This is a genomic window from Halobellus inordinatus (genome assembly GCF_024498335.1).
GTDB lineage: Archaea > Halobacteriota > Halobacteria > Halobacteriales > Haloferacaceae > Haloquadratum > Haloquadratum inordinatus.
Genome location: NZ_CP101825.1, coordinates 855,184 through 877,613, shown reverse-complemented (window position 1 = coordinate 877,613; position 22,430 = coordinate 855,184). Strand labels below are relative to the sequence as shown.

The following is a 22,430-nucleotide window of genomic DNA, read 5'->3' as shown; positions in this document are numbered from 1 at the left end:
GTATGGCCGACGACCAGACTCGGTCGACGCTCCCGGACGACGCCGCCGCGTTCGTACAGGAGTACATCGAGCAGGAGCACGGCTACCTCTCGTGGCTCGACACGCGCGTCGACGCGCTCGAAGTGGGGCGCGTAGTGATGACCGTCCCCTACGACGAAAAACTCACCAACACCACCAGCCCGCCGACAGTACACGGCGGCATCGCGGCGACGCTCATCGACACCGCCGGGGGAATCGCCCAGCGGACGATGCTCGACGATCCGATCGCCGGCGGCGTCGCGACCGTGAACCTCAACGTCAACTACCTGCGGCGCGCCTCGGGCGATCTGACCGCGACGGCCGAGGTCGTCCGCGCGGGCGGAACGATCGGCGTGAGCACGATCACAGTCATCAGCAGCATCCCCGACGACGTGAAGGGGAACGACGAGGCGTCCCGGCGCTGGGAAGGGACGCAAGAGGAGGAGGCCGTCGCGACGGGACAGGCGTCCTATCGGCTGTTCCGGGAGTGAGTGCAGTGGGCGTCGATTACGCGAACGTCACGTCCTCGCGCGCGACGACGTCGCCGAACAGCCAGTCGGCGTGCTCCAGCGCGTACGCTCGATGCTCGTCTTCGATCGCGCCGATCGCGTCCTCGACGAGGACTGTCCGGTAGTCGCGTAAGCCGGCGCTGCCGGCGGTGTGGAGGACGCAGACGTTCGCGAGCGTGCCGCAGAAGACGAGATCGTCGATGCCGTGAGCCGTCAGCCAGCCGTCGAGTTCGGTCTCGTAGAAGGCGTCGTAGGTGTGCTTCACGACGACGTAGTCGTCCGCGCGGACGTCGAGCTCCTCGATCACCTCGGTCTCCCAGGTTCCTTCGACGACGTGTTCGCCCCAGCGCTCGAACTCGTCGTAGTAGTGGGCGTCCTCGAACTGTTCCGGCGGATGGACGTCCCGCGTGTAGACGACCTGTGCGCCGGCGTCCCGAGCGTCCGAGACGAGCGCGGCGATGTCGTCGACGGCCGCTTCGCTCCCAGGAGCATAGAGGCTCCCGTCGGGGTGGCAGAAGCCGTTCTGCATATCGACGACCACGACGGCGGTGCGTTCTGGATCGAACGTGTCGACAGACATATCCGATAGTCGTCGGCACAGCGGCAAAGACGTTCGGCCGGGCAGGTCAGGTCGGGTGCAGCACCGACCGCGTCCACGGGGAGGTACCGAGTCTGCGAGGGGAAACAAGTCCGCGGCGAGGCGGAAAGGTACTTCCGCGCGTAGACCATCTACTCGCACAATGAAGCGGAGACGCGGCCTCGCGGTCTCGGCGGTCGCCCTGTTGCTCGTTCTCGCCGGCTGTAGTGCACCAGTGATGGAGTCCCGGCCCGCAACAGGAGCGAGCGGCGGACCGGACGTCGCCGTGCCGAACGCCGACTTCGACGATCCCGACGGCGACGTCCTCGGCTGGGAAGACGGCTACTGGTACAACGAATCGGTCGACGTCGACCAATCAGACGGACTCACCGACGCCGAGATGCGGGCGTACGTGGGCCGAGCGATGGCGCGCGTCGAGTACATCCGCGGCGAGGAGTTCCAAAAGCGCGTGCCGGTTTCGGTCATCTCCCGCGAGGAGTACCGTAACCGCTCGTCCGGCGGGTCCGCTGGCGAGCCGACCGAATACGACCAGTGGAACGATCAGGTGTGGGAAGCGCTGTTCGTCACCGGCGAGTCCCAGAGCAGCGGCTCGGCGATCAGCAGCACCCGGAGCGCCGCCGTCGCCGGCTTCTACTCGCCGACCGACGACGAGATAAAGGTGATCACGGGTACGCCCGAGTCGCCGACGATCAACAACGCGACGCTCGTACACGAACTCGTCCACGCGCTTCAGGACCAACGCTACGACCTCACGAAGGCGAAGTACGGCGGCGAGACCCAGGACGCACAGCTCGCGACCGACGGGCTCATCGAAGGCGACGCGAAGTACGTCGAACAGCGCTACGCCGACCGCTGCGGCGGCGCGTGGGAGTGCGTGGCGACGCCGTCCAGTAGCGGCGGCAGCGGTGATGGTGGCGGCGATATGAATCTCGGGATCTTCCTGACGATCTTCCAGCCGTACTCCGACGGCCCGGTCTACGTCCACGACCTCGTCACGGCGGAGGGCTGGAGCGCCGTCGACGAGCGCTTCGAGAACCCCCCAGAGTCCACAGAGCAGATCATCCACCGGACCGACGAGGAGCCGACGCCGATCAATTACCGTGACCGGGCGCAAAACGGCTGGAGTACGTTCGAAAAGCAGGGCGAAGGCGGCTCCGACACCGTCGGCGAGGCATCGATGTACGTGATGTTCTGGTACCAGGCGCGGAACGCGGGTGCAGACACGATCGACCCCCGGAGCATCAGCAGCGTCGACAGTCCCTACGACACGTACAACTACGACGCCGAACCGTCGGCTGGCTGGGCGAACGACCGTCTATTCCCCTACCAGAAGCAGACCAGCGCCGGGAGCCAGTACGGCTACGTCTGGGCGACCGAGTGGGACACCGAACGCGACGCGCGCGAGTTCCAGCGCGCCTACCGCGCGATCCTCGACGCGCACGACGCCGAGCAGCGCGCGGCGAACACCTACGTCGTCCCTGACGGTCAGTTCGCGGACGCGTTCCGCGTCACCCGCTCTGGCACGCGCGTGACGATCGTGAACGGCCCGACCGTCGCAGACCTCGACGACATCCGACCGCGGGCCGCCTAGACCCGTCCCAGCATCGCTGTCCCGGTTGAAGACAGATCGCCTTCGGAGAGTCGAGACGAACGAGTGAACTTTTCAGCGATCCCCCCGAACGGCGCGTATGGAGTTCGACATCGTCGGTCCCGACGCCATCAGGGATGGGAGCGCGACCGACGCGTACTTCGATCGGACGGAGACGACGCTCCGTCACGCGGGACGGAACCCCCGCGTCGTCGCAGAGATCACCGCCGATCAGTTCCCTGACGGCGATTACGAACTGCTGGCGGGCGTGAAAGACGCCGCCGCCCTCCTCGAAGGCCACGACGTCGACGTCGATGCGATCCCCTCAGGTCGGCTCTTCGACGGCGGCCCGGTGATGCGGATCGAAGGCGACTACCTGGAGTTCGCGCGGCTCGAAACGTCGCTACTCGGCTTTCTCTCGCACGCTTCGGGCGTCGCGACCGCTGCACTCGACGTGCGGCGGGCCGCACCCGACTCGCTGGTTCTCTCCTTCGGTGCGCGGCACGTCCACCCCTCTATCGCGGCGATGATCGAGCGGAGTGCCGTCATCGCCGGGCTCGACGGCTTTTCACACGTCGCCGCGGGCGACGTGATCGGTCGCGAGGCTAGCGGGACGATGCCGCACGCGCTGCTCATCTGTTTCGGCCGTGGCAACCAAGAGCAAGCGTGGAAGGCGTTCGACGAAGCGGTCGAGGAGGACGTCCCGCGCGTCGCGCTGTGTGACACCTACTCCGACGAGACAGACGAGGTCCTCCGCGCGGCGGCAGCCCTCGGCGACGACCTCGACAGCGTCCGACTGGATACGACGGGTTCGCGGCGGGGAAACTTCCGCCACATCGTTCGCGAAGTCCGCTGGACGCTCGACGCACACGGTCGCGAGGACGTCGACATCTTCGTCTCGGGCGGGCTGGGACCGGCGGACCTTCGAGAACTCGGAGACGTCGCCGACGGCTTCGGCGTCGGCGGCTACGTCTCGAACGCCGATCCCGTGGACTTCGCGCTCGACATCGTCGAGGTCGACGGCGAACCGGCGGCCAAGCGCGGCAAACTCACCGGCGCCAAAGCGGTCTATCGGACCGCCGACGGCGGCCACCACGTCGGCCTGCGCGACCGAGCGGGGCCGGACGACGGCGACGCCCTCCTCCAGCCGTTGCTTCGCGACGGCGAGATCGTCGAGGACTTCGACTTCGGCCTCGACGCCGCGGTCGAGCGGGCCGCCCGCGACGCAGACCTGTGTGAGTACGAACCGCCGACGTCAGCGTAACGAAGTGGACGGGACGCCTATTCCTCGGGAGCGCTTAGCGTCGCTATGGCGGATGAAGTATGGGTCGTCAGACACGGCCAGCGGCGCGACAGCGTCGACCCGGACTGGCCCCAGACCGGAGAGCGCGTGCACGACCCGCCGCTGACCGAGTTGGGACGGTGGGCGGCGTGGCGCGTCGGCCGGCGGTTCGTCGAGTCGGGTCAGACTTTCGATGCAGTGTACGCCTCGCCGTTTCTCCGGGCCGTCGAGACGGCCGACGAGATCTGTCGCGAGATCGGGAACGAGGTGTTGCTCGAACCCGGACTGGGCGAGCATCGGAACCCCGAGTGGTTCGACGCGGACCCCGAAACGCTCTCGAACAGGCAGCTAGCCGAACGGTTCGACACCGTTCGCGATTCACACGAACCGTACGTCGTTCCCGAGTTCCCGGAAGACCACGCCGAGGCGGCCGCGCGGGTCGGCGAGACGGTCAGGCGGATCGTCGACGAGGTGGACGGGACGGTGCTGTTGGTCGGCCACGGACTCACGGTCGGCGGCGTCGTCGATGGACTGACGGGCGACACCGCAGGCGTCGAGGCGCCGCTATGTGGGCTGACGCGGCTCGAACGGGTCGAGGGGACGTGGCGGCTGGATTTCTCCGGAGAGACCGCACACCTGTGAGTCGCGTGCGGGAGCCTCCGGCTACAGAAATCGAGTCAGTGTGCGTGTCGTCCGCGGCGAGCGTTACAGTTCTTCGACGCTGCCGCCGTCGGCGCGCTCGCGGAACACCTGTCCATCGAACAGCGTGACGGTCGTGTCGTCGTCGTTCTGCCAGGCGAGCGGCGAGATGCCTGCCTTACGGCAGGCGTGGGTGAGAAATTGTTCTTCGTTCCAGCCGTTTTCGAGCGGAATGGTCGGATAGAGCCAGCCGTGGTTCCCGTCTTTGTCGATCACGACGCCGTGTGTCCCCAGTTCGAGGTCTTCCAGCGGTCGATCCGTCTCAGTGTAATCGCAGACGACGCAGACCGAGATCGTCAGATTCGAGAGCTCGGGTTGCTCGATCTCGGAGCCACAGGAGTTCTCCGAGGCAGCCTGGATCGCAGCGTCGACGATCGCGTGTCCCAGTTGGTCGTTACCGCGGTACGCGCCGGCACAGCCGCGGAGTCGCCCGCGTCCGCGCGTCGATCGGATGCGGACGAACGCGCCAGTGCGAGCGTAGAATGCATCACGCATACTCCCTGGCTGTTCACGTTGTCCGTGTAGAACGTACGATTCGACCGATTCACGCGCTAACTCGACCGCCCTCGCCCCGTCGTCGTAGGTGAGACGAACGGTCTGCGCCTCGGACATATATTCGTACAAGCGCTCGCCTGACTTGAACGCTTCCCTTCATTCCAGGGGGTATGAGCCCGGAGCCGTGCGTTCCGGACAATTGCGGTACCCGACTGTCGATGCGTCATCTCGGTCCCGAATGTCCAGAAGTTCGTTATCAATTGTTGGAGATTCGGCGTCGTGTAGTCGATCTATCGAAAATATCGACGGTTCCGGTGTCCGAATCGAAATGCGCGTCTAACCGGACGACCGAACGGCTTATTGGACTCACTCACCTCCGATCGAACGGCAGAGAGAGCTCGGCTCCCGTCGGTCCGATTTCGGACTGACGAGGAAAGTCCCCCCACCGTCCGGACGGGTGACCGGGCGCAAGCCCGGAGTCGGAGACGGCTGGCTCTGGAACAGAGACGAGACCCCTCGGCCCGACCGATGAGACGTGAGCGGCGGAGCGATCCGCCGCCGGCACGATCGGGATACCCCCGATCGCGCGCGAACCGACCCGCGAGGGGAGGGAGCTAACCCGTCGAGGGAACGCAGTCGCGAGGTGATCACCTCGCGTTGTGTGCGCGGCCTCGCCGCGCTGACGGCCGAGAACGGATGGAACGGCGAATCCTCACCGGTGCAAGTCCGCGCCGCCAAGGTAGTCCGGACAGGGCGCGGCCGCTTAGCCGAATGCCGAGACGAACAGAAGGGGGCTTACTCCTCTCAGCCGCTTCCCGCTCCCGAGCGACGGCTGTCGCGACCGGGACCGTACCGCGATCGACCCCCACCGACAGCGTGCCGAACTTTCTTGTCCGTCTCCGCCTTCTCTGCGGCTATGCCGACTCGGTCCGCCAGGCTCGCGGTCCTCTCGCTGGCGCTCGTTCTCGCCCTCGCCGGGTGTGTCGGTCCGGTCGTCGAGTTCTCCGAGCAACGGCCGTCGACGCCGGTGCCGACGGCCGATAGCGACGCTCCGGCGACGGCGTCGTCGCCGATACCCGGGTCGACGGTGACGGGGGGTGGCGCGACCCCGACCGCGACGGCGGCCCCGGAGGCGAGGAATCCGTGGGGCCGGAAACCGATCGTCGTCGCCGTCGAAGATCCGGCGAACACCGGTCGGGAGTGGACGCCGCTCGTCCGGGAAGCCGCCGCCTACTGGGAACGGCGGGGCGAGCGCTTCACGGGCTTTCCCGTCGACTACGAGGTCCGTCCGAACGCCGACGATCCCGACCTCGTCGTTCAGTTCGTCGATACGGTACCGGAATGTGACGGCGCAGACGACGCCGCGGGCTGTGCGCCGCTGATCGAGAATCGCCGGCAGATCGACCGCCCGGAGACCGTCTCGGTCCGCACGGGCTTCTCGGACGACTCGACGGTGCTCGTCGTCAAGCACGAACTCGGCCACACGCTGGGGCTCCGACACACCGATGCGCCGAAAGACGTGATGGCGAGTAGCTCCGTCCTCTACACCGAGCCGCTGCCGGACGCGAAAGACCGGGCGTTCCCCTGGGACGACGGCGACTTCACGGTCTACGTCGACACCGCGAACGCGACTGATCCGGCAGCGGCGCGCCAGCAGGCCCACCACGCCCTCGGGTACTACGAGCGCGGGGCACCGGGGATGCCGTCGAACCTCTCGTTCACGATGGTCGAAGACGCCGACGACGCAGATATCGTCGTTCAGTCCGTCGAGACCTCCCCGTGCAGGTCTGATGCGGCTTCCTGCGGCGGAACTGTCGGCTGGGATCCAGACGGTGACGACGCCGTCGAGACCTACTCGAAGCTCCGGATCTCGCTGGTCGACCTCGACACCGACGCCGTCGCGTGGCACGTCGGCTACTGGCTGGCCTACGGCCTCGGCGCGGAGGACGACAGCGACAAGCCCGAACCGTTCCGGGACGCCACGTACGAGGAGCGCCGCAGCGAGTGGTGGGAGTAGCCCCGGGAGGAGTGAGTATCGGCGTGGGCGCCACGGACGAGGCGTCCGCGAGCGGTCGAACACACCCGGCTCGCGTGCGTCCAACTGGTCCGACGCCGGCGCTTTCTTTTCCTTCGGGACCGAACAGAGAGGTATGACCGAGCACAGTGACACCGGCGGCGACGGGCTGCTCGAAACGGCGGGATTCGACGCCGAAGAGCTAGTGGCAGCCCTCGAATCGGCCTTCGAGGGCAGCGAGTCCGAATTCCGCGTCGTAGCCAGACAGGCGCGTGACCTCGCCGACGCCGGCATCGTCGCCGCCGACCGCGGAGAACCGCTCACTGTCGAGGAGATCGTCCGGAACCTGGAGGACGCGCCCGAGGAGTCCAGCGTCGCAGACCGCTGGAACTGGTGGCTCGGCGCGCTCGAAACCGCCTACGGCGGCTATCGAGAGTTCGAGGTGCGGGCCGTCCCGACAGAAGAGTGAGTCGCGACAGCGTGGAAAAAACGTAGTATGGCCCATCGCGGCGTCGACACACCGACGTGTGCGCCACGGCGGTGTGCGACTCGCGCGAGCGCAGATCACTGACTTCTGCTGCGATTCTGAGCGTCGTGCCGAGGGAAGTCAGTTCCCGACGGCCGTGGCCCGGTCGACGACGTCCTCGCTGTACCGTTCGATCAGTTCCTCGTGTTGGTCCGGACGGTGTTCGTAGACGTCCTGGAACAGCGCGATGGGCGTCATCGCGGCCTGGTAGGTCGCTTCGTCCCACATCCGGTCGGCTTCGATGTCGATCTCGACGCCGTCGAGGCGGAGCGTGGCCGCGCGGGTCATCGCGATGGCACCCTTGCCGGCTTCCTTCGCCGCCTCGAACTCCTCCATCGAGTCGACGACGTCGTCCAGACTCGGGATGTAGGCGGTGCGGTCGAGCAGTTCCTCGCGCAGTTCGTCCTCGTCGAGTTCGAGTTCCTCGCTGCCAACCGTGAGGTGGTAGCCGTCGGGCGTCTCGACGAGCGAGAGGCGGTCGCCGTCGTAGACCTGCGCGTCTCCGGCGTCTTCGAGTTCGACTTCGCGGCTTCCCAGGTCGAGCAGCCAGCTACCGGTCTTCGGTGGAAGCGGGGCCGTGTTGGCCTCCTCGACCTGTCCGGGCGTGAGCGACCAGATGCCGTTCATCCCCTTCGCCCGGTTTTCGGTCATCCGTTCGCGGTACCCCTCGACGTCGCGGATGTCGTCGTAGGGGCCGTCGACGGCGATACAGCCGGCGGCACTCGCCCCGCGGGAGGTGTTGTGCCGGAGTTCGGGCCAGGCCGGGAGTTCGCCCGTCGGCGTCATCGCGCGCATATCCTTGGTGTAGTCGACCTCGCCGTCGACGAGGAGGAACAGGCGTTCGAGGTTGTTCGAAGGCTTGCCCATCTCCTCGCGGAGGTCGCCCATCGCCAGTTCTGCCGCCCCGCTCTCGACGATGACGGACATCGTGAGGCTCCCCTCGTCGAGTCCGTTCTCGGTCTCGACCCAGGTGATGGCCTCGTCGGCCTTCTTCCAGTCGTCGATGTCGCCGACTTCGGGGATCACGAAGCCGTCGATGTGTTCTGCGGCGCCGCCCTCGGGGTCGGTGATCGTGAGCATCTGCTGGAGCCCCTGATACCGGGTAGCAGGGCTGTCGCGGTGCCACACGACGCGCGGGTGGATCTCGCCGGGGAAGTCGGCCCCGTGCTCGGAGACCACCTCGACGATGTTCTCGGCACCTTCATCGCGCATCGAGGGCGCGGTGGCGTCTTCGTTGTCGGGGACCCAGACGTCCGGTGCCTGGAGTCCGCGAAGCGTTGCGGCTCCTTCGAGCATCTTCGCGCTGTTGTCTTCGCCCTCGACTGCCGTCGGCGAGGTGAAGAACGTCCGCACGAACTGCCTGTCGTGTCTTCGTTCCATAATTGTGGCTCGTAGTGGTGGGTAAATATCTGTGGTGGTTGCTATCGAATTATTATGTAGGCCGACGGACCCGTGGATCGGTCCGTTCGGGCCGTCGAACGACGTGAGAAACGTCGGCACTCCGAGGTGCCGACGTCGTTCACGTCTGTCCGACAGGATCAGTCGTCAGACTGGAGCGGCTCGGACTCTTCCTCGGTGAACCCGGCGCTTGACTCCATCCGGCGCTGGGCCTCGGGGTCGAACTCCGTCTCGATGTCCTGGAACCGGGAGACGAACGAGAGTTCGTGGTGGGACTCGGTCTCGTGTCCGAGGTACCGGTCTTCGAGTTCCATCTGGGCCTTCTCGTCGCCCTCGGCCAGTCGCTCGAAGTCCTCGTAGACGCTGTGGGCGCCCGAGTGCAGGCCGAAGAGCGTGATGAAGATGTACTTGTAACCCAGCTCGCCGAGTTCCTGGAACGTCAGCGGGTCCTCCTCTTCGGACCACGCGAACGACGAGGAGTAGTTGAACGCGAGGTCGAGATCGGGGTGCGTCTCGTGGATCGTCTCCGCGTAGTTGACCGCGTCCTCGCGGCTCGGGTCCGGCATCTCCGGCCAGACCAGGTCGACGCCGGCGTCGGCGTAGATGCGCCCCCGTTCGAGGTGTTCCTCCCAGTCGCCGTTGGCCGAGCCGTAGGCATCGGTTCGGGCGATGATGACGGTGTCGTCGCACTGCTTCGCGTCGACGGCGGCCTCGAAGCGGGAGCGGGCAGTCTCGCGGTCCTCGATCTGCTTGCCCGCGATGTGACCGCAGCGCTTCGGCGACGTCTGGTCCTCGATGTGGATGGCGGCGACGCCGGCCTTCTCGTACTCGCGAACGGCCCGGCGGACGTTGTGGACGCCGCCGTAGCCCGTGTCACAGTCGGCGATGACGGGGAGCGTGGTCGACTCGACGATCCGCTTCGCGTTCTCGACCATCTCGGACATCGTCACCATCTCCAGATCCGGGAAGCCGAACTGGCCGAGAACGGTGGAGTACCCCGACATGTAGGCGGCGTCGAGGCCGGCCATCTCGGCGAGACGGGCGTCGAGAGCGTGATAGATGCCCGGCGCGAAGGTGAACGTCTGCTCGTCGAGCATCTCGCGGAACTCGCGGGCCGCGGGATTGTCGAGGTCGTCGCGGATATAAGGATCAGACGGAATGTCGAGCGGCATCTCAGCGACCCTCCTGCGTCGTCGAGCGGCTGTCGGTCGTCGTGCGAGTCGTGTCGGTATCGGTCGCAGTGTCGGTATGTCGTGTCATCGAGTCAGATCGAAAGCGTGAGTCGGTTCGGTCGGTCGTCTCGCGAGTCTCAGAGCGCAGCGTCGTCGACTGGCCGGCCTGGATCCCGCGGAGGTCGGGGACCAACGGCGCGTCGCGTTCGTCTTCGATGCGGGGGTATCGAGGCGTCGACTGGGCCGTGCGGGTCGTCGTCTCGGTCGTCGTCGACTGGCCGGCCTGGATCCCGCGGAGGTCGGGGACCAACGGCGCATCGCGCTCGGCGTCGGTTCGGGGGGCGTTCGTGGTTGGCTGTCGGGTCGTTTCGTCGGTCGTCGTCTCGTACTCGTTCGAGCGTGTCATGTCGGTGGATTCGGCGGTCGTGTCGGCGAGTTCGGTCGTCTGTGGCGGTCCAAACGGGCGTGCTCCGGATTGGAGTGAGAGATTCCGGAACTGGGTACGTGTTTCATCGTTCAGTGCTCGATTTGTCGTGGCTGGTGGTGGGAAATAAATATTATGATCTATAATGATAATATTCTATAATGGGTTTATTGTGTGCAGTTGGATAAGAGGTGTATAATTGAGTGTGAATCTCTGTCACGATATATGACGACGCCCCGCCACCGTCGACCGGCGGGTGCGCCGCGAGCCAGCGACACCCGACGTGGGAGCGAGGCGAGGGAAGGCGCGTGGACCGTCGAGAGTGCGACTCGAAAGCGACGAGGCCAAACGCCCCGGGCGGATACATCGAGTCAATGGACGTTCGCTTCCTCGGCGGCGCTCGCGAGGTCGGCCGAAGCGCCGTGCTCGTGAACGACGCGCTGCTGCTCGATTACGGGATGCTCACCGGGAACCCGCCCCGGTTTCCGGTCGAAGCGCCCGATCCGGAGGCAGTCGTCGTCTCTCACGGCCACCTCGATCACGTCGGGGCGGTTCCCGCACTCCTCGCGGGCGACCGTCGCCCGCCGATCCACTGGACGCCGCCGACGCGCGAACTGGGGCTGACGCTCGCTCGCGACACGCTCAGGCTACACGGTGGGACCTACGACTGTCCGTTCACCGAGGAGGAGGTCCGACGCGTCACGCAGGTCTCAGAGGCTCACGGCTACCGGGAGTCCTTCGAGGCGGCGGGCCACGAGGTGACGTTCTACAACGCGGGCCACATCCCCGGGAGCGCGCACGTCCTCGTCGACGACGGCGACACGCGCCTGCTCTACACCGGCGACTTTCACACCGCCGACCAGCGGCTGGTCTCGGGGTCGACGGCACGCCCGGACGCCGACGCCGTCATCTGTGAGAGCACGTATTCGGACGTCGAACACGAACCACGGGACGAGATCGAACGGCGCTTCGTCGAGAGTATCCGAACGACCGTCTGGGAGGGCGGGACGGTCGTCGTGCCCGCGTTCGCCATCGGCAGGACCCAGGAGATGCTGCTGATCTGTGCGGCCAACGACGTCGACTGTTACGTCGACGGGATGGGAAAGCGAGTGACCGAAACGCTCCGGTCTCACCCCGAGTTCGTCCGGGACGCCGCGGCGCTCCGCCGCGCGAAGTCGAACGCCCGCTTCGTCGACGGCCGCGACGGACAACGGAACCGCATCGCAGAGCAGAATACGGTGATCGTGACGACGAGCGGGATGCTCTCCGGCGGACCGGCGATGACGTACGTGCCGGCGATTCGGTCGAACCCGACGAACAAAATCGCACTGACCGGCTATCAGGTCGAGGGGACGCCCGGACGCGAACTGCTAGAAACCGGCCGTGCCGAGATCGACGGGCGAGTGATGCCGATCAGCGCGCAGGTCGAGCGATACGATTTCTCCGCACACGCCGATCGCGATGGGCTGTTAGACCTGCTCGGATCGTACCGGGACGTACCGATCCTCGTGAACCACGGGGACCGATGTGAGACCTTCGCCGACGAACTCACAGAGCGGGGACACCGGGCGTCAGCGCCGGCAGTCGGGGAGACCGTGACGCTCTGAGCGACAGCGGTCACACGTCATCGTCTGAGGCGTCCTCGTCTTCGGTCAGTTCCTCTGTGCGAAGATCAGCGCTCGCCTCTCGAACCTCGCGCATCACGCTCGAAATGCGCTCTTCGGCCTCCAGTTCCTCCTCGACGGAGAGGTCGACGCCCTCGACTTCGAGCAGGAACTTCGCGATTTCGGTCACCTCGTACATCAGCTCGTCGAGTTCCTCGGCGGTGAAGAAGCCCGACATCGCGCCGTAGAGGAACGTCGCCCCCGACTTCCGGATCTTGTCTTCGAACGACGAGCGGGCCTGATTGACCGCCTGCGGCGTGTACGTGTCCGTCATAAATGGAACGAGCTCCGGGAGGTTCTCGCCGATCTTGGTCATCTCGACGCCCGTCTCGGTTCGAAAGTCCGCACACAGTCGGGCGATCGCCCACTCGCGGGCGGTGATGTAGGTCCGATCCCGGAGGAAGTCGTTGACGCGGTCGTACTGCGCGCCGTCGACTTTCTTGAACCGTGCGTACTTGCGGACGTCGGCCGGCGTCTCGGTCTCGTCGCCAACCGCCCCTGCAGACGCAGCATCCGATTCGGAGCCGCCTGCGTCGCTGTCGGCGCTCGTGTCGTCCATATCCGCCGAATCGACGTCGGCGTCCGGTTCGGCATCGGCCCCTGACTGGACGCTGGCGTCGTCGCTCTCGCTCGATTGGTCCGACCGCGAGGCCGACGCGTCGACGTCGGTCCGCGGCGCGTCGGCCCTCGACGCCTCGGCGTCGTCGTCTTCCATACTGCCGCGTGTCGCCCCGACGCAAAAAAGCGTTCTGTCGGCGAAAACCGGATGATGTGTCCGGATCGAAACAAAGCAAAAGATCATTTCGGATAGTAGGTGAATGAAATTTCACCGCGCCTTTTTCAATCACAATAAAGTCCAATAGAGTGCCGGGGTGGAAACTCGGCGAGGTGCCGTCCGGTGTTGGTGCCTCTGCACCGGGCGGTTTAGTGCACTACTGTTTACTACGATCCGACTCCGATTATCGACGATCGAAACATCTGAGCGCCTGCTCACCGCGTTACGGGAACCGGGTTGGCAGAACTGTTTTCAACGCTGATAGGAAACAATGGACCGTGACACGACAGACGGCCAACCATATCGAGATCGAGGACGGGGCGCTCAAGGCTATCGCCAACGAGACGCGTCTCCGGGTCGTAGAGTGTCTCGGTGCGGCCGTCGAAGACGGACGGTACGGAACCTGCCGCTTCTCGGAATTGATGGACGAGGTGGGGCTGACCGACAGCGGACAGATGACGTATCACCTCAACAAACTCCGCGAGCAAGGGTACGTCGAACGAACCGACGACGGGTACCAACTCACGCTCCGGGGGTTACGAATCTACCAGTTCATCCGATCGGGCGTGTTCGAACAGGGTCCGACGCTCGGTCCCTTCGAGATCGACCTCGTCCATCACAAATGCGGGAATCCGCTGTCGATCTACTACGAGGAGCAGCGGCTGTACGGGATGTGTGAGACCTGCGACGAGCTCATCGGCGTCAATCCGGTCCAGCCGAGCGCGTTCGATCCGACCGATCCGGAATCGCTCGAAGACGCGTATCGACAGCGGTTCTGGATGGACAACTTCGCGATGACGCAGGGGTTCTGTCCCTACTGTGGCGGCGATGTGCGGTCGACCATCGATTACCGACCCACGGCGGCCGTCCCCGAGGACGCACAGGGAGAGGACCCGGCGATCACGTTCACGTGTCAGGTCTGTCGCTGGTTCATCAACACGACGATCGAGTTTCCCGGCTATCTCCACCCGGCCGTCGTCTCGTTCTGCTACGACCACGGCCTCGATATCCGAGCGCACAATCCGTTGAACGTGCCGCTAGAGGTTCCAGAGTACGTCGTTCACTCCGAGAATCCCTGGCGCGTCGCCGTCACCTACGCCTACGAGGGGGACGCGATCACGCTCACCTTCGACGAGGAGTTGACCGTCCACGACGTGACCTCCGAGACGGACGCCGGATCACCGTCGGGGGCGTAGGGTACACCCGACGATTTTTCTACTCCGGCGACGACATCCGGGCGTATGAGAATTCTCTTGGGCATCGGCGGCGCCGATGACTCTCTGCAGGCGCTGGCGCGGACGGTCGAGCGCGCGGTCGAGGCGGGCGACGAACTGACTGTCGCGATCATCGACGAGGGGGGCACAGAGCGCTCTGTCGAGGAGGTCGAATCGGCCGTGACGGAGACACTCGAAGAGAACGGCGTGGACGCCGAGATCCGCTACGTCGCCGGCGATCCGGGGAGCAAACTCGTCGACGTCGCCGAGTCCGAAGGGTACGACCGCATCGTCCTCGGTGGGGGGACGACGAGCCCGATGGGGAAGATCCAACTGGGAAGCACCGCGGAGTTCGTCCTGTTGAACTCCCACGTCAGCGTCACGCTCGTCCGATGAGCCGAAATCGCCGCTATCCAGACGAGATCGCAGGCCCCTTCGAGAGCCCGCCGATCACGTTCGAGGATCGGGACGGGCGCGCGATAGATATTCGCGCGCACGACGGCAGCGACGAGGAGTACGAGGCGCTGGCGTCGATGTACGATGCGTTCGACCCCGCCGACCGCGCCCAGGGGATCCCCCCGAGCGAGGAGCGGCGCATCCGCGAGTGGCTCGACAACATCCTCTGTGCGGAGTGTCTGAACGTCGTCGCGTGGGACGGCGAGACGGCCGCGGGCCACGCGACGCTCGTCCCCGACGGCGACGCCTACGAGCTCGCGATCTTCGTTCTCCAGGCGTATCAGGAGGCCGGGATCGGCACGCACCTGATGAAAGGACTGCTCGGGTACGGCGCGGAGTCCGGCGTCGAGAAGGTGTGGCTCACCGTCGAGCGGTGGAACAAGGCCGCTGTCGGCCTCTACAAGAAGATCGGCTTCGAGGTCAGTGACTCCGAGAGCTTCGAGATGGAGATGGGGATTCGCCTCTCCGATGGGAGCGACGAGGGCGGATAACGCCCCGATTCAGACCGACAGAACAGGCTGACTGGCGTACAGCAGGACGTACTCGGCGGCCTTCGCGAGCACTTCGCCGGGGGCGCCCGAGAGCGGTTCGCGCGGCACCACGAGGAAGTCGGCGTCGAGTTCTTCGGCGGTGTCGAGAACGACGCTGCCCGGATGGCGGAGTTTCATCTTCGTCGAGAAGCCGTAGGCGACGGACGTCGACAAGGAGACGCCGTGATCCTCGGCGATCCGTTCGGCCGTCTCGGTTATCGCCTGGCCGTCGGCGGCGACCTCCGTTTCGTCGACGATTCCGTCTTCGATCGCCTGGACGACGTCCTCACCGAGCATATGGACGACGTGGACCGTCGCGTCGTACTCGGCGGCGATGGCGGCGGCGTGCGCTACCGCCTCGGTCGACTCGTCGCTTGCATCCACCGGGACGAGTACGAGGTCGACGGACAGCGGCCGGCGTTCGGTCATACCCGCACCTGCGGCGTCCGACGGCAAAAATCCTCACTTCGACGGTCGGCGGAGTGCGAACCGCCGCGGCGGACGTGAGCCCCCACCGAACCGCCGAGCCGTCGGGATTTATCCCGAGCGAACGTGAACCGTCGGCTATGTTCGAGACGATCGTCATCGCCACCGACGGCTCCGAGAGCGTCAGACGGGCCGTCGACGTGGCGCTGGACCTCGCCGACCGCTTCGACGCCGAGGTACACTGCCTGTACGTCGTCGACGAGGGCGACGTGGCGTCCTCTCCGGAACGTCTTCGCGACGAGATGCAGGACGCGCTCGTCGAGCGGGGCGAGGAAGCGATCGACGAGGTCAGAGAGTCGACCGACCGCGACGTCGTCACCGCGATCGAGGAGGGTCACCCACCGTCGGTGATCGACGAGTACGCCCGGAACGTCGACGCCGACGTCGTCGCGCTGGGGACGCGAGGCCGACACGGCGAGAATCGCTTCCTCATCGGCTCGGTCGCAGAGCGCGTCGTTCGGACGTGCCCGATTCCCGTCCTCACCGTCCGCCAACTCGCCGCCGACGAAGGAGAAGACGAGTTGACGGGCACGCCGGAGATGGGCTGACTAGCACGCCGGAGATGGGCTGACGGACACACTGGAGATGGCCTAACGAGCGCGAACCACGGGGGCGGAGAACCGCATCCAGGCCCCTGGCCCCGGAACCACGCCGGTTTTCACCCGGGCACCCCTGGTGTGGGCTATGGACGACGAACTCATCGACAGCGCGAGCCTCTCGCTCCCGCGGAAGTCCCAGCTCCCCGGAACCGGCTTTTTCTACCCCGACTCGCTGGACGAAGACCGGACCGAAGAACGCGTCGCCGAGGCCGTCGACGGGGCCGAAGCCGTCGTGATCGCGGACACCGACGCCGACGGACTGGGCTGTGTCGCCCTGCTGCGCGAGATGTACGACGCGACGCTGGAGTGGGCGACGTTCGAATCCGACGTCGCAGCGCGCGTCGAGCGCTGGGAGCGCGACGTACCGGCCGCAGAGGAGGACGAAGCGGAGGCCGACGACGAAGCGGACGAACCGCCGCGCTCGACCGTCGCCCTGGTCGGCGCGGGGCCGTACTCGCTGGACGAGGCGCTCGAAAACGTCGCTGAGTACGCGCCCGATGGAATCGATCTCTACGTCTGTGACCTCTGCCCCGACGAGTACGCGTGGATCGAAGACGAACTCGCCGCCGCGAGCGACCTCGCGGCGTCGGTCGCGTGGTACGACCACCACCAGTGGGACGACGAGACGATGGCTGCGGTCCGCGAGGCGGGCGTCGACCTCGTCGTCGGCGAGTCCGACGAGGAGTGTTCGACCGACGTGACGCTTCGTTCGCTCGACTACGACTTCGACGAGCAGTGGACCGAACTCGCGGCGGTCACGCGCGATCACGACCTCTGGCAGAAGGAGGATCCCCGCAGCGACGACCTCGCGGACTACGCCTACTGGGTCAGCCCCGAGGAGTACGTCACCGTCGTCGGGACGTTCGGCGTCGACCTCCCCGAGGTCGTCGAGCAGTACATCGAACTGCGCCGCGTCGAGAAGCAGGAACTGATCGAGGCCGCCGTCTCCAGAGCCGAGATGAAACAGATCGGCCCCTGGACGGTCGGCGTCACCTACGGCCGCTGCTCGCAGAACGAGGTCGCCGAGGCGCTCCGCGAGCAGGGCTCCGACGCCGCCGTGATCGTCAAGCCCGCCGGCAGCGCGAGCATCCGCGGTTCGGAGGGCTTCGAGTTGGCGCACGAAGTCGCCGGGAAAGTGAACGGCGGAGGACACCCGCGCGCCGCCGGCTGCAAGCCCGACATCTACGACGATATGCTCGATTACGCGCACCACTGGACGACGCAGGGAGCGACCACGAAGCGCGTCATCCTTCGCGCGTTCGAGCGCGTCGCCGACGAGGTCACAGCGGAGAGTGAGGAAGACACGGCGGACGACGGGAGCGACGCCGACGAGGACGAAACCGACGAAAGCGAGTAACCGAAGCGCGGTTTGCGGAATCGCGATTACGGGGTCGCAATTCACGGAGTTGCGAGTACGGAACTGCGGAAAAAGCGGATTTTCGGAACCGGCGGTCCGAGCGCGCGCTATTCGACGTCTTCGACCGGTTCGGCGCCGCCGGGCTGGACGCCCGTCTCGGTCTCCTCGCCGACGACCCACTTATCGGAGTAGCTCTCGCCGCACGCGCAGTGCGCGTAGGCGTGGATGACGTCGCCGTGGGCGTAGAGGCCGCCCACTTCCTCGTTTTGCGCCTCCGAGAAGGCGAAGATGAACTCAACCGCGTGGTCCTCGTCGTCGCCGTCGTCGGCTGGACACTCGCCGCCGTCGAGCGTCCGAGAGATGTGTCCGCGCTGATCCATCGCGCCGCGAGCGAACTCCATCGCGTCCATTCCGGTGCCGGCGGCGAACGCGCGCCGGCCGTCGTCGCCGGGGACGACGAGCACGTAGCCCGAATCGACCGTCTCGCCCATCTTCGGAAGCTTTCCTTGGCTGTCGAGGTACTCGTCGGTGAGAAACAGCGCGACGTCCTCGTGGCGCTCACCGGCGAGGAAGTCTTCGAGTTGGCTCATAGCGTCGAAAGGCCGTCGAGCGATAAAAGCCGCGTGAAATCCGGTGCCGCGATCGCGGCGTCGCCCCCACGGTCCTCTCAGTGTCTCGTCGCCCGCGCTTCGCGGACGTCGGCCCCGTCGCGGACTTTGTCTTCGCAGTTCGGACAGACGCGTGGGTGCTCCATTCCGTTCGGCGCGAATACCCGGACGTACTCCGCAGTGACGAACGAGCCGCAGTTCTCGCAATTCGGCATCGATCGGAGGTTTGTATTGAATCAAAATAATATTTAGGGACTAACATATTATACCTGGAAATTTTCGGCCAGCCACTTCGACACGGCGGATCACCCAGCGCAGATCGGAGCCGTCGGCGTATCGGAGGGAGGGGAGAGTTCTGTCCGACAGTATCAGCAGAGGGCGGCGATAGCATCGAGCGATTCGACTTCGTAGGTGGGGTCGGCGACGAGTTCGTACTCCGTGCGGTGCGGGCGGCGGACGAACGCTGAATCGACGCCCGCGCGGTTCGCGGCCACGATGTCGACGTTGCTGTCGCCGACGTATAGGACGCTCTCGCCGCCGATCTCCTCGATCGCCGATTCGAGATAGTGCGCCGAGGGCTTCCGGCGGCGGAACCCTTCGACAGACGGCTCGCGTCCCGTCGCGAGCGTGAACAGTTCGTGAAGTTCCCAGTGGTCGACGATGGTCTCGATCGTTTCGTGTTGGTTGTTGCTGACGACGCCGAGCGTCCGGTCGACGTCGTAGAGGGCGTCGACGTCCGCGTACAGCGTCTTCTCGCCGCGCTCGATAGCCGCTCGCTGGGCTGCCGCGGCGTTGGCTTCGTGCCGCGGCCAGAACGTCTCGTGATCGAGGTCGAAGAGCGAACACACCGCGCGGATGCGCGAGAGGCCGCCGTGGATGATAGCGTCGACGGCCTCCGTCGTGGGTTCGACGTCGAACTCGGCGAACGCCGCTCGGACTGCTGCCCGGTGCACGGCTGTCGGGGTCGGACGGGTCAGCACGCCGTCGTTGTCGAAGAGGATCGCGTCGTACGCCATACGTACCGTCCGAACCGGAGTCTTCAAACGCTTGCTATGAGTGCTCATTTCGACTCCCGAGCGCTATCGAGACGGCAAGAGTGGCAGCGCTATCTCGGGCCGTCGCGGCTACCGTCGATGCTGTCGGCGGTGCGGCCGGCGACGCTGTCGTCGAGGCTACCGTCGATGCTGTCGGCGGTGCGGCCGGCGACGCTGTCGTCGAGGCTACCGTCGATGCTGTCGGCGATGCGACCGGCGACGCGGGCGCGAGCGAGACCGTCACGTCGGCGCGCCGCGAACACGTCGGCTGCACTCGCCGCGGCCTGCGGGTCGCGTTCGAAGTCGAGCGCGGGGTAGTCGACGGCCGCGAGCAGCAGCGGCTCGGGGGGTGCCGACGGAACTCCCTCGGGACCGTCGAGTGCGTCGGGGCCGAGGAGTCGTCGCACGTCGTCGAGACTCCGAGTCCCTGCGGCGACGCTCCGGACGACCGACGCCAGCCGGCGGACGAGTTCGCGCGGGAAGCCGCCGGCGCCGACGCGAAGCACCAGGAACTCGCCGTCGCGTTCGACGTGGATAGAGACGTCGCGGACGGTCCCCCGATCGTCGAGCGTGAGATTGTGGAAGTCGTGCTCGCCGTCGAGTTCCGCCGCAGCAGCCGTCGCGCGTTCGTCGTCGAGGTCGGGGGCGTAGAGGTCGTAGACGTACTCGCGGCGGGCGGCGTCGTGCGTCGCGTGAAAGTCCGCGGTTGCGTCCGCGGCCGCCCACGCTCGGACGCCGGCCGGTAGCGCGCTATTCAGCGCTCGCGGCGTACACCACGCGGGACACTCGAACGCGACGGTCTGCGCCAGCGCCGAGACACCGGCGTCCGTGCGGCCGGCCGCCGCGTAGTTCGTCGGTTTGTCCTGTGCGGTCCGATCGAACACGTTCAGGGAATCGAGCGCGTCGAAGATGGCGTCCTCGACCGTCGGAACCGAGGGCTGTCGCTGGAAACCGTGGAACGGACGACCGTCGTAGGCGACTCGGAAAGCACGCACGCGCTCTGCGCGCTCACTCATCCGCAGTGTCGAACTCGTTCGGCGCGTCGGCATCGTCCGCGGGAGTTTCGACGTCGTGACCGGCGGCATCGCGGTGGGCGGCGTCGGGGGCGTGATAGCTGCTGTCGTCGCCGCGAAGCACTAAGACGGGGATCGCCGCGAGTCTGAGCACGCGCTCGGTCGTACTCCCGAGGAGGTAGCGTTGGAGGCCGTGACGGCCGTGGCTGCCCATCACGACGAGGTCCGCGTCGACGGCGTCGATCTGATCGAGGATCGCCTGGTACGGTGAATCGCGGCGGACAGCGGTCTCGACGTCGACGCCGGCCTCGCGGGCACGGTCGGCGACGGCTGCAGCGTGGCGCTCGGCCTCCGCTTCGTATCCGTCGAGCAACGCCTCGGTGTCGAGTCCGGCAGCCGAGAGGCGCGGGACGTCGACGACCGAGAGGACAGAGAGCGTCGCCTCGGTGTCCCGTGCCATCGCGATCGCACGGTCGGCCGCCGCGTCGCTCGGTGCACTCCCGTCGACGGGGACGAGGATCGTGTCGTACATACCACATAGACGCGCCAGGAGAGATAAAATTCCACCGCGTGAGCGGATCGCGTAGTCGAGAGGAAACGCGAAGTCGGTATCAGACGAGGTCGTCGTAGGTCGGCGACGCGCGGTCGCCGGGGAAAGAGTCGACTGGAGCGGTCGTCTGCTCGCCGGAGCCCATATCTTTCACCGTCACCTCGCCGTTCGCGAGGTCCTGTTCGCCGACGATGACGACGGTCTCGGCGTTGATGCCGTCGGCGTAGCCCATCTGCGCGCCGAAACTCCGATCGGAGACGTCGACTTCGACGACGTTACCCGCCGCGCGGAGGTCGCGGGCGATCCGCGAAGCCACCTCGCGGGTGTCGCCGACAGTCAGGACGTAGTAGTCGGTCGCGAGCGCCTCGTCGGGCCAGACGCCGGCGCGCTGACAGAGCAGCGAGAGCGGGGCGAGTCCGGGGGCGACGCCGACCGCCGGGGTGGGCTGGCCGCCGAAGCTCTCAATGAGGTCGTCGTAGCGACCGCCGCCGAAGACGGATCGGGAAATCTCGCCCGTCGAGTCGAAGCACTCGAAGACGACGCCCGTGTAGTAATCGAGGCCGCGGGCCGTCGTCAGCGACACCTCACAGAACTCCCGCGCACCGAAGTCTTCGGCGGCCGCGAGGACGTTCCGGAGGTTCTCGACGGCGGCTTCGACGTCGTCGCCGCCGAACGCCGCGATCTCGTCGAGGTCGCCCGTCGCGACCAGGTCGTCGAACTCCTCGGCCTGTTCGTAGGAGAGGCCGGCGTCCGAGAGCAGCCCGAGGTATTCGGTCTCCTCGACTTTCGCGCGCTTGTCGACCGCGCGGATCGCAGCGCGGGTGTCGACGTCGGCGTCGAACGTCTCGAGGAGGCCGCCGAGGATGTCGCGGTGGGAGACGCGGAACTCGAAGTCCTCGCCGGTCAGGCCGAGATCGGTGAGCGCGTCGGCGGCGAACGCCAGCACCTCCGCGTCGGCTTCGGGGGCCGAAGAGCCGAAGATGTCGACGTTCGTCTGGTAGAACTCTCTGAACCGCCCCTGCTGGACCTGCTCGAAGCGCCAGAACGGCCGCGTCGAGTACCACTTGATCGGCTTCGAGAGTTCCTGTTGCTTGGCGACGACCATCCGCGCGACCGTCGGCGTCAGCTCCGGCGTCAGCGACACCCCGCGGCCGCCTTTGTCCTCGAAGGCGTACAGTTCCTCGACGATCTCCTCGCCGCTCTTGTCGACGTACATCTGCGTGCGTTCGAGCGCTGGCGTCGAAATCTCGCGGAAGCCGTACCGGGCGGCGGCGTCCTCGAGCGTGTCGACGACCTGCCGCCGGGCGGCCATCTCCTCGGGGTAGAAGTCCCGAAAGCCCTTGAGTCGGTCGTACATACCGCGGGTTTCGGCGGTGTCGCGCTTGAAACTGTTGAAGGCGCGCAGGGAGGTGCCGCCGCCC

Annotated in this window: 25 protein-coding genes and 1 other RNA gene; 13 read left to right on the top strand and 13 right to left on the bottom strand. The window is 66.4% G+C overall.

What is annotated here, in order from left to right:
- Positions 1-2: 2 nt before the first annotated feature.
- Positions 3-509 (top strand): PaaI family thioesterase, encoded by a 507-nt coding sequence (locus tag NO362_RS04495; RefSeq protein ID WP_256290237.1) that lies wholly within the window; start codon positions 3-5, stop codon positions 507-509.
- Between the two features lie 16 nt (positions 510-525).
- On the opposite strand, the gene NO362_RS04490 is transcribed toward NO362_RS04495, so the two are convergent.
- Positions 526-1,107, bottom strand: coding sequence for a cysteine hydrolase family protein (locus NO362_RS04490; protein ID WP_256546272.1), 582 nt, complete (start codon positions 1,105-1,107; stop codon positions 526-528).
- Between the two features lie 160 nt (positions 1,108-1,267).
- On the opposite strand from NO362_RS04490, the gene NO362_RS04485 reads away from it, so the two are divergent.
- The 3 genes from NO362_RS04485 to NO362_RS04475 all read left to right on the top strand — a co-directional run bounded on the left by NO362_RS04485 (position 1,268) and on the right by NO362_RS04475 (position 4,637).
- Positions 1,268-2,716: an Hvo_1808 family surface protein gene (locus tag NO362_RS04485; protein ID WP_256546271.1), complete on the top strand. Its 1,449-nt coding sequence runs from the start codon at positions 1,268-1,270 to the stop codon at positions 2,714-2,716.
- A gap of 97 nt (positions 2,717-2,813) precedes the next feature.
- A complete protein-coding gene (locus NO362_RS04480; protein ID WP_256546270.1) occupies positions 2,814-3,977 on the top strand; it encodes a nicotinate phosphoribosyltransferase in 1,164 nt (387 codons plus the stop codon).
- Positions 3,978-4,022: 45 nt separating this feature from the next.
- Positions 4,023-4,637: a histidine phosphatase family protein gene (locus NO362_RS04475; RefSeq protein ID WP_256546269.1), complete on the top strand. Its 615-nt coding sequence runs from the start codon at positions 4,023-4,025 to the stop codon at positions 4,635-4,637.
- A 63-nt stretch (positions 4,638-4,700) separates the two neighbouring features.
- Here NO362_RS04475 and NO362_RS04470 read toward each other — a convergent pair whose 3' ends face one another.
- Positions 4,701-5,306 carry a TIGR00296 family protein gene (locus NO362_RS04470; protein ID WP_121569112.1) on the bottom strand — a complete coding sequence of 202 codons (606 nt, stop codon included), beginning with the start codon at positions 5,304-5,306 and terminating at the stop codon, positions 4,701-4,703.
- 269 nt (positions 5,307-5,575) lie between these two features.
- Between NO362_RS04470 and rnpB the strand changes: the two genes are divergently transcribed.
- The 3 genes from rnpB to NO362_RS04455 all read left to right on the top strand — a co-directional run bounded on the left by rnpB (position 5,576) and on the right by NO362_RS04455 (position 7,672).
- Positions 5,576-5,999, top strand: an RNA gene (gene rnpB / locus NO362_RS04465) — RNase P RNA component.
- Between the two features lie 106 nt (positions 6,000-6,105).
- Positions 6,106-7,206, top strand: a complete 1,101-nt coding sequence (locus NO362_RS04460; protein ID WP_256546268.1) for a matrixin family metalloprotease — start codon at positions 6,106-6,108, stop codon at positions 7,204-7,206.
- 133 nt (positions 7,207-7,339) lie between these two features.
- Positions 7,340-7,672: a WNWW family protein gene (locus NO362_RS04455; protein ID WP_121569114.1), complete on the top strand. Its 333-nt coding sequence runs from the start codon at positions 7,340-7,342 to the stop codon at positions 7,670-7,672.
- 138 nt (positions 7,673-7,810) lie between these two features.
- On the opposite strand, the gene aceB is transcribed toward NO362_RS04455, so the two are convergent.
- From aceB to NO362_RS04440, 3 genes are all read right to left on the bottom strand, one after another.
- On the bottom strand, positions 7,811-9,109 hold the full coding sequence (aceB, locus tag NO362_RS04450; RefSeq protein WP_369335098.1) for a malate synthase AceB: 1,299 nt from the start codon (positions 9,107-9,109) through the stop codon (positions 7,811-7,813).
- Positions 9,110-9,267: 158 nt separating this feature from the next.
- Positions 9,268-10,299 (bottom strand): isocitrate lyase, encoded by a 1,032-nt coding sequence (gene aceA / locus NO362_RS04445; protein ID WP_256290243.1) that lies wholly within the window; start codon positions 10,297-10,299, stop codon positions 9,268-9,270.
- Between the two features lies 1 nt (position 10,300).
- Positions 10,301-10,705 carry a hypothetical protein gene (locus NO362_RS04440; RefSeq protein WP_256290244.1) on the bottom strand — a complete coding sequence of 135 codons (405 nt, stop codon included), beginning with the start codon at positions 10,703-10,705 and terminating at the stop codon, positions 10,301-10,303.
- Positions 10,706-11,097: 392 nt separating this feature from the next.
- On the opposite strand from NO362_RS04440, the gene NO362_RS04435 reads away from it, so the two are divergent.
- The gene (locus tag NO362_RS04435; RefSeq protein WP_256546267.1) at positions 11,098-12,330 is read left to right on the top strand and encodes an MBL fold metallo-hydrolase; all 1,233 of its coding nucleotides are present in this window, start codon (positions 11,098-11,100) and stop codon (positions 12,328-12,330) included.
- A gap of 10 nt (positions 12,331-12,340) precedes the next feature.
- Here the strand turns inward: NO362_RS04435 and NO362_RS04430 are convergent, their stop codons facing one another.
- Entirely contained in the window at positions 12,341-13,102 is a 762-nt protein-coding gene (locus tag NO362_RS04430; RefSeq protein WP_256546266.1) for a DUF5806 family protein, read from the bottom strand.
- A 338-nt stretch (positions 13,103-13,440) separates the two neighbouring features.
- Here NO362_RS04430 and NO362_RS04425 point away from each other — a divergent pair, with 338 nt between their 5' ends.
- Genes NO362_RS04425 through NO362_RS04415 form a run of 3 tightly spaced genes read left to right on the top strand, consistent with a single transcriptional unit; the run spans position 13,441 to position 15,323 of the window.
- Positions 13,441-14,358 (top strand): winged helix-turn-helix domain-containing protein, encoded by a 918-nt coding sequence (locus NO362_RS04425; protein ID WP_256546265.1) that lies wholly within the window; start codon positions 13,441-13,443, stop codon positions 14,356-14,358.
- A 45-nt stretch (positions 14,359-14,403) separates the two neighbouring features.
- Entirely contained in the window at positions 14,404-14,772 is a 369-nt protein-coding gene (locus NO362_RS04420) for a universal stress protein (RefSeq protein WP_256546264.1), read from the top strand.
- Complete coding sequence (locus tag NO362_RS04415) at positions 14,769-15,323, top strand: GNAT family N-acetyltransferase (RefSeq protein WP_256546263.1); 555 nt, start codon at positions 14,769-14,771, stop codon at positions 15,321-15,323. Before NO362_RS04420 ends, NO362_RS04415 begins: the two co-directional genes overlap by 4 nt.
- Before the next feature lie 9 nt (positions 15,324-15,332).
- On the opposite strand, the gene NO362_RS04410 is transcribed toward NO362_RS04415, so the two are convergent.
- Positions 15,333-15,791, bottom strand: a complete 459-nt coding sequence (locus tag NO362_RS04410; RefSeq protein ID WP_256290251.1) for a universal stress protein — start codon at positions 15,789-15,791, stop codon at positions 15,333-15,335.
- A gap of 137 nt (positions 15,792-15,928) precedes the next feature.
- On the opposite strand from NO362_RS04410, the gene NO362_RS04405 reads away from it, so the two are divergent.
- Together NO362_RS04405 and NO362_RS04400 are read left to right on the top strand one after the other, a co-directional pair.
- Positions 15,929-16,396 (top strand): universal stress protein, encoded by a 468-nt coding sequence (locus NO362_RS04405; protein WP_121569124.1) that lies wholly within the window; start codon positions 15,929-15,931, stop codon positions 16,394-16,396.
- 136 nt (positions 16,397-16,532) lie between these two features.
- Positions 16,533-17,804, top strand: coding sequence for a DHH family phosphoesterase (locus tag NO362_RS04400; RefSeq protein ID WP_256546262.1), 1,272 nt, complete (start codon positions 16,533-16,535; stop codon positions 17,802-17,804).
- 107 nt (positions 17,805-17,911) lie between these two features.
- On the opposite strand, the gene NO362_RS04395 is transcribed toward NO362_RS04400, so the two are convergent.
- From NO362_RS04395 to hisS, 6 genes are all read right to left on the bottom strand, one after another.
- A complete protein-coding gene (locus NO362_RS04395; RefSeq protein WP_256546261.1) occupies positions 17,912-18,394 on the bottom strand; it encodes a DUF5807 family protein in 483 nt (160 codons plus the stop codon).
- A 77-nt stretch (positions 18,395-18,471) separates the two neighbouring features.
- Positions 18,472-18,627: a DUF7563 family protein gene (locus NO362_RS04390; protein ID WP_199723024.1), complete on the bottom strand. Its 156-nt coding sequence runs from the start codon at positions 18,625-18,627 to the stop codon at positions 18,472-18,474.
- 153 nt (positions 18,628-18,780) lie between these two features.
- Positions 18,781-19,428: an HAD family hydrolase gene (locus NO362_RS04385; RefSeq protein WP_256546260.1), complete on the bottom strand. Its 648-nt coding sequence runs from the start codon at positions 19,426-19,428 to the stop codon at positions 18,781-18,783.
- An 89-nt stretch (positions 19,429-19,517) separates the two neighbouring features.
- Positions 19,518-20,441, bottom strand: coding sequence for a tRNA pseudouridine(38-40) synthase TruA (gene truA / locus NO362_RS04380; protein WP_256546597.1), 924 nt, complete (start codon positions 20,439-20,441; stop codon positions 19,518-19,520).
- 13 nt (positions 20,442-20,454) lie between these two features.
- Entirely contained in the window at positions 20,455-20,991 is a 537-nt protein-coding gene (locus NO362_RS04375) for a universal stress protein (protein ID WP_256546259.1), read from the bottom strand.
- Between the two features lie 79 nt (positions 20,992-21,070).
- A complete protein-coding gene (gene hisS / locus NO362_RS04370; RefSeq protein WP_256546258.1) occupies positions 21,071-22,366 on the bottom strand; it encodes a histidine--tRNA ligase in 1,296 nt (431 codons plus the stop codon).
- Positions 22,367-22,430: the final 64 nt, after the last annotated feature.